The sequence below is a fragment of the Sphaerisporangium sp. NPDC049457 genome (assembly GCF_055586705.1).
The window spans coordinates 151,503-165,571 of sequence record NZ_JBVJHR010000012.1 but is presented as its reverse complement, the minus strand read 5'-3'; the positions used below and the strand labels follow the sequence as shown (position 1 = coordinate 165,571).

Sequence of the window (14,069 nt, the reverse complement as noted above, 5' to 3'; positions counted from 1 at the left end):
CCGGGGAGGACCTGCGTGCCGGGGCCGCGTGGTCGAACGGATAATCTTCGGCTGTTCGGTAAACATAACAGCCCACCTAGGGGAACGTCATGACGCAGGGTCCAGTGAAGGTCACCGTCACCGGCGCCGCCGGTCAGATCGGCTACGCGCTGCTGTTCCGCATCGCCTCCGGCCAGCTGCTCGGCCCTGATGTGCCGGTGCGGCTGAGCCTGCTGGAGATCCCGCAGGCCGTCAAGGCGGCCGAGGGCACCGCCATGGAGCTCGACGACTGCGCGTTCCCGCTGCTGCAGGGCATCGACATCACCGACGATGTCAACAAGGCGTTCGACGGCGTCAACATCGCGCTGCTGGTCGGCGCCCGCCCGCGCACCGCCGGCATGGAGCGGGGCGACCTGCTCCAGGCCAACGGCGGCATCTTCGGCCCGCAGGGCAAGGCCATCAACGACCACGCCGCCGACGACGTCCGCGTCCTGGTCGTCGGCAACCCGGCCAACACCAACGCGCTGATCGCCCAGTCGCACGCACCGGACGTCCCCGCCGAGCGGTTCACCGCGATGACCCGCCTCGACCACAACCGCGCGCTCTCGCAGCTCGCCACCAAGCTCCAGGTGCCGGTGACGGCCGTCTCCAAGATGACCATCTGGGGCAACCACTCCGCCACCCAGTACCCCGACCTGTACAACGCCGAGGTCAACGGCAAGATCGCCGCCGAGCAGGTGGACGAGGGCTGGCTGCGCGACACCTTCATCCCCACGGTCGCCAAGCGCGGCGCCGCCATCATCGAGGCGCGGGGCGCGTCCTCGGCGGCCTCGGCGGCCAACGCCGCGATCGACCACGTGCACGACTGGGTGAACGGCACCCCCGAGGGCGACTGGACCTCCGCGGCGCTGCCGTCCGACGGGTCCTACGGCGTCCCCGAGGGCCTCATCTCGTCCTTCCCCGCGGTCTCCCGCGGCGGCCGCTGGGAGATCGTCCAGGGCCTGCCCGTCAACCCCTTCTCCCGCGAGCGCATCGACGCCTCGGTGCGCGAGCTAGGCGAAGAGCGCGACGCCGTGCGCGACCTCGGGCTCATCTGAGCCCGGCCCTGACCTGAGGGACGCGGGCGCGGCGGCCCGAGGCGACGACCCGGCCCGCCGGCGCCGCGCGCCCTCTCGTCCCACGGCGGCCGACAGCCCGATCAGCACCAGCACGGCCACCTCGGTGACCACGACGAGGCGCTGGGTGAGCCCCGCCGGCACGGCCCCGGGGTCCAGGCCGAGCATCCGCACCCCGTACGGCACCAGCACCAGGACGAGGAAGCCCGTGGCGGCCAGGCTCAGGTTGCGCAGCGCCGCCGCGTGCCGGCCGCCGCGCGCCGCGGCGGCCAGCCCTGCCACGGGCATGCACATGAAGGCGGCGAACGCGGCATAGCGGTGGATGCCCCCCGACATCGACAACGACATCCCCGGCTTGTCGGTGGGGAACGCGGCGATCATCACCATGCACGTGGCCCACACGCCCACGAGCGCCACCGTGGAACGCCCGGCTCCGCGCCGGGACATCTCCACGGCCAGCATCGCCGCCCCGAGGGCGAACGACGTCAGCGAGGCCGCGAGCAGCCACCCGTGCGGGTGGAAGGCGTACTCGCTGATCATGTCCGTCAATGGGTTCAGGTCCGAGGACACGTGCAGAACCGTCATGGCGCCGCCGCCCGCGGCGAGGGCCGCGAACCCGCCGGCCGTCAAAGGACTCGTCATGTCCTCGACTGTCGCGTCCGGCCGCACTCGCGGGCATCGGAGATCGGCCGGAGCGAGCCCTGGAGCGTCCCGGAGCCGACCCCTACCCGACCAGGACGGGGAGGGCCGCGGGACCGGGGCCGGGCTTCAGGGTAGGCACGCGCCGACCAGCGGCGACGCACCTGACCCCTCCCCCGGTCCCGGGCCGTGTCAGGCCCGCCGGTGGGCCTCGGAGTCGGCGATGTCCCCGGCGTCGGCGGGGGCGAGTTCGGGCTCGGAGGCGCGCATCCAGCGGGTGCCGTACGGGTCGAGCTCCAGCGACACCCTGCCGCCGGGGCCGATCTCGATGGTGCCGTCGATGAGCAGGTCGGTCAGCACCTTGCCCTCGTCGAGACCTTCGAGCGTGAGCTCGCACGAGACCTGCTCGTCGGCGAAGTTGTGCAGGGCGACGACGGTCTCGCCGTCGATGTCGGCGCGGTGCGCCAGCACGCCGGGCGCCCCGGCGTCCAGAATGTCGTAGTCTCCCCAGGCCAGCTCGGGGCAGCCGCGGTACTGCTCGATGAGCCTGCTGATCCACATGAGCAGCGAGTCGGGGTCGCGCCGCTGGGCGCTCACGTTGACGTGCTCGGGTCCGAACTCGCCCTCCACCATCGGGTTGCGGAAGGCCGAAGGGTCGGCGGTGGAGAACCCGCCGTTCGCGTGCGGCGTCCACTGCATCGGCGTCCGCACCGCCTCACGGCCCTTGACCTTGAGGTTCTCGGCCATGCCGATCTCCTCGCCGTAGAACAGCACGGGGGTGCCCGGCAGGGAGAACAGCAGGCTGTACACCATCTTGATCTTGCGCATGTCGCCGCCCACCATGGCCGGGAGCCGGCGGCGCAACCCTCGGCCGAACAGCTGCATGTCCTTGTCCGGGCCGAAGGCCTCGAAGACCTCCTTCCGCTCTGCCTCGGTCAGCTTGTCCAGCGTCAGCTCGTCGTGGTTGCGGACGAACGTGGCCCACTGGCAGTCCTTGGGCGGGGCGGGACGCTCCCGCAGGGCGTCGGCGAGGGGCCGCGCGTCGCCCCGCGCGAGCGAGAGGTACATGCGCTGCATGCCGATGAAGTCGAAGCACATGGTGACCTCGTTGCCGAGGTCGTTGCCGAAGTACTTGCGCAGCTCGGGGTAGGGCAGGTTGACCTCGCCGAGGAGCGCGGCGCTGCCGTCCCTGCGGTTCATGAAGGCCCGCATGTCGCGGAGGAACTCGTGCACGTCGGGCAGACCGGCGTCCTTGGCCTTGTGGTCCACCGCCTTGCCCGTCTCGCCGCCCTCCTCTCCGGCCTGTCCGCCGCCCTGTTCGCCGGCCTCCTCCTTGTTGGAGACGTCCTCGACGAGGAACGGCACGGCGTCGACGCGGAATCCGGAGAGGCCGAGCTCCATCCAGAATCCGAGGATGCGGGCGATCTCGTCGCGCACCTCGGGGTTGGTGACGTTGAGGTCGGGCTGGAACCGGTAGAACCGGTGGTAGTAGTACTGACCGCTGCCCTCGTCGTACTCCCACAGGGAGTCCTCGGCGTCGGGGAAGACCACGCCCTCGGGGTCGTCGGGCTCCGGGGTGTCCGACCAGATGTACCAGTCGCGCAGGCGGGAGTCGCGGCTGGACCTGGCCTCCTTGAACCACGGATGCTCGTCGGAGGTGTGGTTCACCACCAGGTCGGCGATCACCCGGATGCCGCGGTCGCGGGCCACGCGCATGAACTCGACGAACTCCCCCAGCGTGCCCAGCCGCGGATCGACACGGTAGAAGTCGGTTATGTCGTATCCGTCGTCGCGGTCGGGGGTCGGGAAGAACGGCATCAGCCAGATGCACGTCACGCCCAGCCGTTCGAGGTGATCGATGTGCTCGGTGGCGCCCCGGAAGTCGCCGACGCCGTCGCCGTTGCCGTCGGCGAAGGTCTCCACGTCGAGGCAGTAGACGACGGCGTTCTTCCACCACAGGTCTGAGGTATTGGTCAGTCTCACCCGGCCGCCTCTACCCCAAGAAAGGGCAAAATATCGGGCGGCGAGGCCGGGGTGGCCTCACCCGGGAAAGCTGAGGGCCCGCACCGGCGATGCGGTACGGGCCCGGAGGAGAGCGCGCGTCAGATGACGGTGACCTGCTCCGCCTGAGGACCCTTGGCCCCCTGGACGGTCACGTAGGTGACTCGCTGGTTCTCATCCAGGCTGCGGTAGCCCCCGGAGGTGATCGCCGAATAGTGCACGAACACGTCGGCACTCCCGTCGTCCGGGGCGATGAAGCCAAAGCCCTTTTCGGCGTTGAACCACTTGACGGTGCCTTCAGACAACTCTGCTTCTCCCTGTTTAGGGCTTCACCGGGCCGCCAAGTCGACGGCTCGGGGCTGCGTAGCGGACCATGCCTGCATCCGCGTGACCGCTGGAGAAGCAAGAACGACCGCCGTCAGCAAACTTCCCGCGGGCGCTTTTACGAAAAAGACGTTCGAGGAAACTACGACTGCAACGGTCTCGACAGTACACGCCCGCGCCTTGGATCACAAAGGCATCACGCGTGTCTGTGCGGAAGAACTCGCGGAGGTCTCAGGCCGGTTCGGCGAGGTACCAGCGGGCCTGCCCGTCGCCGCGGGTCAGCGAGTCGAGCCGGCGCGGCAGCTCCTTGCGGGAGAACGGGTCGCGGGCGGCGTTGCGGATGTGGATGCCGACCGCGTACATGTCGCGGACCTCCATGAGCGTCGGGTAGCCGTGCCAGGCGCGAAGGTCGAAGCCGTAGGCCCCGGCGAAGTCGTCGACCTCGGCGGCCGTCAGGCCGAAGCGGCGCTGCCCGTGGTAGGTGTGCACGAGATCCCACTCGCGGGGGCCGACGGCGACCCCGTCCCAGTCGCAGAGCACGGCGTGGCCGTCCTGGCAGCGCAGCAGGTTGTCGATCCAGGCGTCGCCGTGCAGCAGGACGGGAGGCCCCTGCGTGTCCAAATCGGCCCAGCGCGAGGTGAGCTCGGCCACCCGGTCGCGCAGCCAGGCGCGCTGGCCGGGGGTCAGCACGTCCTTGCGGCGTTCGAGGGACTCGCGAACCTCCGCCAGCGGGTCGGCCAGCCGCTTGAGCGGAAACGGCGGCACCGGCAGCAGGTGGAGGCTGCGCAGGATGTCGCCGAGCTGGGTGGTCGTCGGCCGCCCGCTCGCCGGGACGTAGTGCCAGAAGGTCACCACCCGCCCGTCGTAGACCAGGGGCTGGTCGCACAGCTCGTCGGCCGGCCGCACCGTGGGGAAGCCCTGGTCGGCGAGCCACCGGGCGACGGCGAGCACGACGGGCAGCCGGGTCATGGCGTCCGGCGCGGTGGCGATGCGCACCACGATCTCGTCCCGGAGCTTGAACACCGCGTTGCTGCGCACCCGCAGCAGCTGCGCGTCCCTGGCATCGAGGCCGACGCTGTCGCACACCTCCCCCAGGATCGCCGCGGCCTCGTCCGCCAGCAGGTTCATGTGCGCTCCAGCGCGAGCTGCGGGCTCGCCTCCGCGAGCAGGTCGTGGAGATGCCGCGCGGCGGGGGTGCGCCGCTGGGCGCGCGGGATGACAGACAGCAGGGCGCGAGCACGGGTGACCACGATGGAGGTGCGGTGCTCGGGCGGCACCTGGGTGAGGGCCTGTTCGGCCAGCCGGCACGCCTGGTCGTAGTCGCCCTCGCGGGCCACGTGGGCGGCCTGGTCGAGCAGCACGAGCGCGGGGTCGATGGTGTAGGGGCTGGAGGGGCGGGAGATCCACTCTTGGACCTGCTCGGCCTCGCCGAGCTCGATCAGCGTGCCCATGCGGTAGAACTGCAGCCGCCGCTCGGAGAAGCGGAAGGCCAGGTGGTCGGCGCCCTCGCGGGGCATGCGCGAGAAGATGCGCTCGGCCTCGGCGAGCGCGACGCGGGCGGCCTGGTGCTCGCCCATGCGGGCCAGCGCCCGCGCCTCGGCCGCCGCGCCGAGGGCGGCCGGCGAGCTTGGAGCGCTCCCGGCCAGCATCCGCGCCTCGCGGGCCAGCCGCACGGTCTCGGTGAGGTCGCCGTAGTAGTAGGGCAGCATGGCCTCCTGCGCGCGCACGAGGGCGCGCAGCCTGACCTCGCCCATGTCGTCGGAGGCGGCGCGCGCGGTGCCGTACCAGGCGTGGGCCTGGCGGGTGTCGCCGAGCTTCATCAGCGCGTCGGCCGACAGCAGCGCGAGCATCGTGGTGGCGTTCAGCAGGCGGCGCTGGCTGGCGGCGGGCTGCCGGGCGGAGACGAGCCTGCGGACGTCGGCGATCTCGAGCATCAGGCGGTAGAGCATCGGCAGCGGCGCGCTCTTGATGTACTCGCGGCGGTAGCGCAGGACCTGCTCGTCCAGCCGGTCGAGCTGGTCTTCGCTCACGGTGGCGGAGGCGAGCGTGCGGTCGACGTCCTGCCTGGTGCGCTCGACCTCGGCGAGCAGGCGGCCGTTGAGCGGCAGGCCGGAGCTGAGCAGCGCGTGGTGGAACAGCGCGCGGCGCTCGGCCTCGTCGTCCAGGTCGGTGGCGGCGGGACGGGGCCGCGCCGGGGCGGTGTCGTCGGCGGGCACGGCGGTGACGGTCGTGACGGCGGGCCCGGCGGGAGCCGGGGTCGCGTGGCCGGGGGCGACGACCACGACGTTCGCGCCCTCGTCGTCGTCGCAGTAGTCGGCGGCCAGCCCGAGGCGCACGGCGTTGGCGGAGTAGAGCCGGGCGATCTGGTCGATGGTCTGCGGCCGGGGGCGGGCGCGGTTGTTCTCCCAGGCGTTCAGCAGGTCGATGCTGGCGCGCGGCAGCCCGAGGGAGTGGGTCTCGCACACCCGCTCGAGCTCTTCGATGGCCTGCCGTGCCGACCACCCGCGCGCGAGCCTGTGCGCCTTGAGCAGGCTGACGCCGCAGCAGCTGTTGATCGCCTGAGTGGTCTGCCAGGGGCTCCATTGCCGTGAAACGGCTTGCTCACGCCAGCGTCGCGCACACGCCGGGGAGTGTTCTCCACGGGCCATCTATCGCCCTCCGCCACTGGAGTGTTCGGCCTTACGGATGTTTCCCCGATGTTAACCAGCCGGCACCTATTAGCCCACAGCGTTATAGGACTGATGCCTGGACATCCGCGTGGTTTCCACGTAAACCCCCCGTCCACTCGACGGTATTCCACTTATCAGTGGATTTGCTCTGATTGCCGCTAGGGGCGGCCGGGGTCAGTCTGGTCCCCATCCGGTCACCCATGTCCCCGCTGGAGACCAAAGATGAAGACGGCAGAACCGAGCACGCAGTCTGCTGAGGCGATCGACCACCTGGAGCGACTCGCCGCACAGCTCGAAGCGCACGCTTTCCAGGTGCGCCTCACGGCCCGCACGGGGCTGTATCCACGCCTGCGCGTGATCAACCCGATGGCCCCGGCCGTCACTGAGGACGTCCTGGCCGCCAACGCGGCCGACGGCGAGTGGTGGTTCTGGCTCTCGTGGGCGGGCCGCATCGGCCACGCCTCCGACATCGTCACCGCGGCCGAACGGATCGCCAGCGTCCTGCACGTCATCCGGCGCTGAACAGGGACCGTACGGCTCGCGCGACCACGCCCCGCGCGAGCCGTACCCGGATCGGGCTCGGAAGCGGGCGGGCGGCGGCACGCGGACCCGGTGACGCTGAGGGTGACGGTGACCGGGCATCGACCAGCAGCGATGTGGTTTGCCGGAGTTGTCGCCCGTCCTCCAAGCTACAGATGTGTCTCCCAAGAAGGTCATCATCGACTGCGACCCGGGCATCGACGACGCCCTGGCGATCACCCTCGCGCACGGCAGCCCCGCGCTGGAGATCCTGGGGATCACCACCGTCGGTGGCAACGTCGGCCTGCGCCACACGACCGGCAACGCCCTGCGGCTGCGCGAGTTCCTCGGCTTCCCCGGCGTCCCGGTCATCGCCGGCAGCGCCGGCGCCCTGTTGCGCACCCCGGTGAACGCGGCCTCCGTCCACGGGGAGCACGGGCTCGGCGGAGCCGTCCTGCCCGAGGCGACGCTTCCCGCGGACGAGGGGCACGCGGTCGACTTCATCATCGACACCCTCAGGGCCGCGCCCGGCGAGGTGACGCTGGTGGCCATCGGCCCGCTGACCAACGTGGCCCTCGCCCTGCTCAGGGAGCCGCGCATCGTCGACTGGGCGCGCGAGTTCGCCATCCTCGGCGGCTCCTACACCCGCGGCAACTTCTCCCCCGCCGCCGAGTTCAACATCGCCGCCGACCCCGAGGCCGCCGCCGTCGTCTTCGACGCGGGCTGGACGGTCACGATGATCGGCCTGGACGTGAGCCGCCAGGCCCTCGCGGTCGGCGCGGTCGTCGACCGCATGCGGGCCATGGGACGGCTCGGCGCCGACCTGCTGGTGCCGTGCGTGGAGTTCTACGGCATGGTCACCGCCCAGGAGGGCCCCGCCATCCACGACGCGTGCGCGATCGCGTACCTGATCGACCCCACGCTGGTCGACGTGGAGCCCGCGCTGGTGCAGGTGGAGACGGCCGGCCGGTACACCTCGGGGATGACCGTGACGCACTTCGACCTCGGCGACCGCGTCCCCAACGCCCTGGTCGGCACCGGGCTGGACGTCCCCCGGTTCTGGGACCTGCTCCTCGGGGTGTACGGCGACGTGGCCCGCCGCCTGGACGCCGCCCCCGCCACCCCGTAGTGCGGCGTCCGCCCGCCTCCGCCACCCGCCTCCGCCGCCCGGCGTGGCGCGCGGCGGAACGGTGGCGTGGCCACGGCGCTTCCTGCGAGCATGCGTCCCATGGGGACAACGCTCCGATGGCCGGCCGCGGTGGCCTGCCTGGCCCTGGCACTCGCGCCCGCCTGCGGCGGCCAGGAGAGGACGCCGCCCGCGAGGGCGGCCACCTCCGCCGCCACGGGCGCTCCGAGCGCCGGCGCTGCCGCGACCGCCGGCCCCAGCCCGGCCGCCACCGGCAGAACCGCCGCCTCCCCCGACTGGAAGACCTTCCCCGGCGCCGGCCTCGGCGGCAGTTCGGCGCTGCTGGACGTCGCCGCGAGCGGCCCGCGCGACGCCTGGGCCGTCGGGTACAAGGAGAGCGCCGAGGACCGCGAGGGCACTCCCGCGCTGCAGCACTGGGACGGCGCCCGGTGGACCGAGACGCCGGTGAGCCCCGCCGACGCCTCGCGCCTGGTCGGCGTCAGCGCCGCCGGGCCCCGCGACGTGTGGGTCGTCGGCAACGGCGAGAGCCCCTACGCCGCGCGCTGGGACGGCGCGCGGTGGACCCGGTGGCATCCCTACGGCATCGCCGAGGAGTACGTGCTGTCCGACGTCGCGGCCAACGGCGGTCACGCCTGGCTGGCCGGCCGCAACGCCGCGCAAGGCGTGATCACCGAGTGGACCGGACGGGGGTTCCGCAACGCCCTGCGCGCCGACGGGTACTTCCTGGCGGTGACCGCCAAACCGGGCCACGTGTGGGCGGTCGGCAACGACGCCCCGGCCGGGGGCACCCCCGGCGATCCGATGATCTGGCACGGCAGCGCCGTGTCGGGCACGGCCGTCCAGTCCTGGCAGCGGGCCCGCACACCGCGAATCCCCGGCGGGGTGCTGCGCAGGGTGTGGATGGTCGCCGCGACCGACGTGTGGGCGGTGGGCGGCGTGTCGCCCCCCGGCGGCGGGCCGCAGACCCCGCTCGTCCTGCACTGGGACGGGGCCGCCTGGCGGCAGGTGGCGGTCCCGGTCCCGACGGGCACGCTCGACGGCGTCACGGCCTTCGGGCCCGGCGACGTCTGGATCAGCGGCATCGACGCCGACCATTCGGGCCAGGTCCTGTTCCTGCGCTTCGACGGGGCGGGGTGGACCCGCTCCTACGGCCCGTTGCTGCGCGAGCGCCGGGACGGCCAGCAGTACGAGGAGTCCGACGACGTCCGCCGGACCGGCATCGCCCGCGTCCCGGGCACCTCCCGCCTGTGGTCGGTCGGCAGCGTCGGCACGGGCGACGAAGAGGAGGACTTCATCCTCCGCCGCGGCTGACCCCGCGGGCGGAGGACCCCGCGGATCATTCCCGGTCTTCGCGGTTACAAGGTCGTTACCGGCGGGTACGATCATGTCAATAACCAGTGTGCGCGCCCGGCCTGGGGAAACGCCCGCACAGGGTGAGCTCTTCGCGCCGATCGGCACCGCGAGCGCACGCGGAACATCTATTGACGCGCCCGGCACGGTCGCATCCCGGAACGGCCGGAAGGTCAGCCCCCCGGCCCCGGCCACGAATCCGTCGACACCCGCGCGGACGCCCGGACGCGGGCGGGGCGAAGGACGGTGGACCCGGAGCCCCGCCACCCGTAGAACCCGGCACGGAAAGGGGGCCCCGATGCCCGACAGGCGGAAAAGACGGCACAACCGATGGGGAAAACGCGAACGCCGCGAATGGCTGCGACTGGGCGTCGAGATGACCCTGCTCGCATGGCGCACCGCCCTCACCGTATGGAACGCCGTCCACTGAGACGACCATTGGCGCAGGCCTCGCCCGCGGCTCCCCGCGCCATTGGCGGGGCGTCCGGCGCAACACAATCGATAATCGCTGGAAACATCGCGTTCTTAGGCTTTGAATATGTCAGATGAACGCGGCGCCATGGCGGGCGCGGCGAATGGGCGGCATCGGCCCAGCTGGGGAGAGGTAGGGGTTACGCGGCACATCATGATCGGAGAAACTGGGCTCAAATACGTCTGCGGCAGCCCTAGTGAGGGTAAACAGGAGGTGAGGTCGGGTCCCACGCACCTCGCCCCGACCGCGGATCCACCAGTGAGGCAAAGGACCTGTCCGCCGACGAGTGACGAGGGAAGTGTGAGCCCGTACCGAAGGAGAAGGACATGAAGCGGATTCTCATCACCACGCGGCCCAAGCCCCCGCGCCGCCCGAACCCCCTGGATCTCCGCAGCCCTTCGGGCCGAGTCCTTCCCTTCTAGCCCTTTACCCGCCGGGCCCTTTCGGCCCGCGCATTCCCGCGGCGGCCTTCGCAAGCTCGTAGCAATGCTCGAAGCCCTCAAGGACCGCCGGCCATGTGCATCGGGTGAGTTCGGTCTCCCTGTTGTGCCGGGCGATCTGCTCGCGCAGCTCCGCGTCGCGCACCAGCCGCGCCACCGCGCGCACCAGCTCGTCGAAGGTACGGCCGAGCAGGCCCTCCTTGCCGGGCCGCACGAAGTCGGCCACACCGCTCTGCGTCCGGGCGACCACCGGCACGCCCGCCGCCCGCGCCTCCAGGGCCGCGATGCCGAACGACTCCCTCGGCGCCGGCGCCACGAAGACGTCGGCCGAGGCCAGCAGCTCGCGGATCTGCTCGCGCGAGTAACGGCCAGGCAGTGACACCCACCGCTGCATGCCGTGCGAGCGCAGGAACCGCTCCATCGAGCCGCGCGCCGGCCCGTCGCCCACCAGGGTGGCCCGCATCGGGATCTCGCCGGGCACCCGCCGCCTGGCCTCCAGCAGGAGCTTGAGCAGCCGGACGGGCTGCTTGCGCGGCGCCAGCCGGCCCACCGCCACGACGTGGACCTCGCCGCCCTCCCTTGGCGGCGCATCGCCCGCGGGACGCCAGGTGGAGACGTCCAGGCCGTTGGAGACCACGTCGACCGGGACGCGCCCGGCGGTGACGGCGCGGATCGGCCGGGCGGCGGCGTGGCTGACCGTCGTGCCGACGATGTTCCACCCCGTCCAGCCGAACAGCCCGTCCAGCCCGCGGTACATCGTGCGCGTCACCGGATCCCACATGCTGTGCACGGTGACGACGACGGGCAGCCCCGCGCGGACGGCCGCGCGCACCCCCATCCACGCGAACGGCGACGCCGCCCCGGTGTGGACGTGGACGACGTCGGGGCGGCGGGCGGCCATCAGCCGCAGCAGATGCCGGCCGCCGCGGGGGTGGACGGGCAGGTCGAACGGCATCGGCGCCACGACGCGGTGGACGCCCGCGAGCCGATCTCCGGGGGTCGCCGTGGCCACCTCGACGTCGTGCCCGGCCTCGGACTGCGACCGGACCAGATCGGCCACCTGCACCTCGATGCCGCCGAGCCGGGGCAGGTAACAGTCACTCACGTGAAGGATCCGCACCCAGCCAGACTGGCAGAGGCCGACACCGGCATCAAACGCGGACGCCAAGCCCGCGCGAGAGGGGCCGGGGCGTTCTTGAAGGGTTGCGGAGGCCTTCTGGAGGCACCGCTTGGGAGGCGGCCGGGACCTTCACCGCGGCGCCGTGGAATCATGGCGGCGTGGCACGTACCGCGGTGTTCTTCCACGCCCATCCTGACGACGAGGCGCTGCTGACCGCCGGGACCATGGCGATGCTGGCGTCCGAGGGCCATCGGGTGGTCCTCGTCGTGGCGACCGCCGGCGAGCGCGGCCTGGCCGACCTGCCCCACGGCGACGAGCTCGCCGAGGCGCGCACCACCGAGCTGTACGCCTCGGCCGCCGTGCTCGGGGTCGCCCGCGTGGTGCTGCTCGGCTACGGCGACTCCGGCCTCGGCGACGGCGGCGGCATCGGCGACGACCGGCCTGAGAACGCCTTCATCGACGCCGACATCGAGGAGGCCGCCCAGCGGCTCGCGGCCGTCCTCAAGGAGGAGAGCGCCGACCTGCTGACGATCTACGACCCGGCCGGCGGGTACGGCCACCCCGACCACGTGCAGGTCTACCGGGTGGGCCAGCGGGCGGCGGGCATCGCCGGCACCCCGATCCTGCTGGAGGCCACGGTCAACCGCGACCCGCTGCTGCGGGGCCTGCGGCTCGCCCAGCGCTTCTACCGCTTCCCGCCGGAGTTCGACGTACGGTCCTTCGAACGGGCGTACTCCCCCGGCGAGGTCATCACCCACCGGGTCAACGTCCGCAAATACGCCAAGGTCAAACGCGCCAGCATGGCCGCCCACGCGAGCCAGGCCACCGGCGGCGACGGCGACCGCACGCTGGCGGTGATGCTGAGGATCCCCGGCCCGCTGTACCGCCTGATCTTCGGCACCGAGTGGTACGTCCGCCGCGACCTGCCCGCGGGCGCCCGGCTCTCGCATCCCTTCGACGAGCTCCCCGAGACCGGCGCGGCGCAGGTCGCCGAGGAAGTCGACGAGGGGGCGGGTTAGAGGGTCAGGGGGCAGGGAGTCAGGCGGTCGGGGGCTATTTCGTCCTCGAGGAGGAGAACCGCCCCGCGCCGCCCCGGCAGACTGGGGTGAGGCCGGGGAGGGCGGCGATGAGAGGTCCGCGGGCGCACATGGGGGAGCACAGATGAGGAACAGATGGGTGCAGGCCGGCCTTTCGGTCGCCTCGCTCGCCCTGGCGGTCCTGCTCGTGGTCTTCCTGCCGCAGATCGTCCACAAGCTCACCGGGGCCGAGGTCAGCTGGCACGAGATCGGGGCGCAGTTCGCCGCGCTGAGCTGGCCGACGATCCTGCTGATGACCGCGCTGTGGCTCGCCAGCCTGTACGCCTACACCTTCGTGATGACCGCCGGGCTGCCGGGCCTCACCCACCTGCAGGCGCTCACGCTGAACGGCGCGGGCAGCGCGGTCAGCAACCTGCTGCCGTTCGGCGGCGCGGCCGGGGTGGCGCTGACCTTCGCCATGACCAAGGGCTGGGGCTTCGCCACCCGCCCCGTCGTGGTGTACACGCTGGTCACCGGCATCTGGAACACGCTCTTCCGGTTCATCCTGCCCGCGGTCGGCATCATCGCCCTGCTCGTCGCCGGACGCATCCCCGATCCGAGGGTCACCAGCGCGGCCTGGGGCGGCGCGGTGTCCATCCTCGTGCTGGTGGCCGTGGTGGCCGCGGCCCTCTACTGGGAGCGGGCGGCCGGCCTGCTCGGCCGCGCCGCCGACGGCGCGCTGCGCGTCCTGCCCCGTTCGGTCCGCCCGGCCGAGCACTACGCCTCGGACGCCGTCCACCGCCTGCGCGCCGACACGGCCGGCATCGTGCACCGGCGCTGGCCCGGCCTCTCGCTCGGCATGCTGGCCTTCCTGGTGCTGCAGTGCCTGATCATGGCCTGCTGCGCGGTCGCCACCGGCGGCTACCCCGGCCCGGCCGAGACCGTCGCGGTGTTCGCGGTGAGCCGGGTGCTCACCAGCGCGGTGGTCACGCCGAGCGGCGCGGGCATCATGGAGGGCGGCGTGGCGGCGCTCCTGATCGCCTTCGGCCAGCCGGCGGACGCGGCGGTCGCCACGGCGATCCTGTTCGGGTTCTGGACCTACACCGTCGAGATCCCCTGGGGCGGCCTGGCGCTGGGGGCCTGGTCCCTGCTGCGGCGGCGTCCCGCCGGAAACGACCGGTCCCCCGAACCCGCCTCCCACGCCTGAGGCGCCCCCCGACGCGCGCCGGACTCCAGCGGACGCGCGCCTGACTCCCTCGGACGCGCGGCCGACTCCCG

13 protein-coding genes are annotated in these 14,069 nt (G+C 72.3%); 7 read left to right on the top strand and 6 right to left on the bottom strand.

The genetic code is table 11. The features are described 5' to 3' along the window. The first annotated feature begins 89 nt into the window (after positions 1-89). Entirely contained in the window at positions 90-1,076 is a 987-nt protein-coding gene (locus ACZ6QO_RS20235; RefSeq protein ID WP_465852706.1) for a malate dehydrogenase, read from the top strand. Here the strand turns inward: ACZ6QO_RS20235 and ACZ6QO_RS20230 are convergent. From ACZ6QO_RS20230 to ACZ6QO_RS20210, 5 genes are all read right to left on the bottom strand, one after another. Further along, positions 1,032-1,736, bottom strand: coding sequence for a DUF998 domain-containing protein (locus tag ACZ6QO_RS20230; protein WP_465852704.1), 705 nt, complete (start codon positions 1,734-1,736; stop codon positions 1,032-1,034). The two genes, ACZ6QO_RS20235 and ACZ6QO_RS20230, sit on opposite strands and share 45 nt — an antisense overlap. Positions 1,737-1,925: 189 nt before the next feature. Continuing rightward, positions 1,926-3,716, bottom strand: a complete 1,791-nt coding sequence (locus ACZ6QO_RS20225) for an alpha-amylase family protein (RefSeq protein ID WP_465852702.1) — start codon at positions 3,714-3,716, stop codon at positions 1,926-1,928. 119 nt (positions 3,717-3,835) lie between these two features. After that, the gene (locus tag ACZ6QO_RS20220) at positions 3,836-4,039 is read right to left on the bottom strand and encodes a cold-shock protein (RefSeq protein WP_248959313.1); all 204 of its coding nucleotides are present in this window, start codon (positions 4,037-4,039) and stop codon (positions 3,836-3,838) included. A 250-nt stretch (positions 4,040-4,289) separates the two neighbouring features. Continuing rightward, positions 4,290-5,186, bottom strand: coding sequence for a phosphotransferase enzyme family protein (locus tag ACZ6QO_RS20215; RefSeq protein WP_465852701.1), 897 nt, complete (start codon positions 5,184-5,186; stop codon positions 4,290-4,292). Beyond that, entirely contained in the window at positions 5,183-6,706 is a 1,524-nt protein-coding gene (locus tag ACZ6QO_RS20210) for a helix-turn-helix domain-containing protein (RefSeq protein WP_465852699.1), read from the bottom strand. Before ACZ6QO_RS20210 ends, ACZ6QO_RS20215 begins: the two co-directional genes overlap by 4 nt. Before the next feature lie 243 nt (positions 6,707-6,949). Between ACZ6QO_RS20210 and ACZ6QO_RS20205 the strand changes: the two genes are divergently transcribed. The 4 genes from ACZ6QO_RS20205 (at position 6,950) to ACZ6QO_RS20190 (ending at position 10,173) form a co-directional block, all read left to right on the top strand. Then, the gene (locus ACZ6QO_RS20205; RefSeq protein ID WP_465852697.1) at positions 6,950-7,249 is read left to right on the top strand and encodes a hypothetical protein; all 300 of its coding nucleotides are present in this window, start codon (positions 6,950-6,952) and stop codon (positions 7,247-7,249) included. Positions 7,250-7,424: 175 nt separating this feature from the next. Further along, positions 7,425-8,375 carry a nucleoside hydrolase gene (locus ACZ6QO_RS20200; protein WP_465852695.1) on the top strand — a complete coding sequence of 317 codons (951 nt, stop codon included), beginning with the start codon at positions 7,425-7,427 and terminating at the stop codon, positions 8,373-8,375. Between the two features lie 99 nt (positions 8,376-8,474). Further along, complete coding sequence (locus tag ACZ6QO_RS20195; RefSeq protein ID WP_465852693.1) at positions 8,475-9,704, top strand: hypothetical protein; 1,230 nt, start codon at positions 8,475-8,477, stop codon at positions 9,702-9,704. Positions 9,705-10,041: 337 nt separating this feature from the next. Then, the gene (locus tag ACZ6QO_RS20190) at positions 10,042-10,173 is read left to right on the top strand and encodes a hypothetical protein (RefSeq protein ID WP_465852692.1); all 132 of its coding nucleotides are present in this window, start codon (positions 10,042-10,044) and stop codon (positions 10,171-10,173) included. A gap of 468 nt (positions 10,174-10,641) precedes the next feature. Here the strand turns inward: ACZ6QO_RS20190 and ACZ6QO_RS20185 are convergent, their stop codons facing one another. Further along, on the bottom strand, positions 10,642-11,760 hold the full coding sequence (locus ACZ6QO_RS20185) for a glycosyltransferase family 4 protein (RefSeq protein WP_465852691.1): 1,119 nt from the start codon (positions 11,758-11,760) through the stop codon (positions 10,642-10,644). Between the two features lie 173 nt (positions 11,761-11,933). On the opposite strand from ACZ6QO_RS20185, the gene ACZ6QO_RS20180 reads away from it, so the two are divergent. Continuing rightward, positions 11,934-12,794 carry a PIG-L deacetylase family protein gene (locus ACZ6QO_RS20180; protein ID WP_465852690.1) on the top strand — a complete coding sequence of 287 codons (861 nt, stop codon included), beginning with the start codon at positions 11,934-11,936 and terminating at the stop codon, positions 12,792-12,794. Between the two features lie 142 nt (positions 12,795-12,936). Further along, on the top strand, positions 12,937-13,998 hold the full coding sequence (locus ACZ6QO_RS20175) for a lysylphosphatidylglycerol synthase domain-containing protein (RefSeq protein ID WP_465852688.1): 1,062 nt from the start codon (positions 12,937-12,939) through the stop codon (positions 13,996-13,998). The last annotated feature ends 71 nt before the right edge of the window (positions 13,999-14,069 follow it).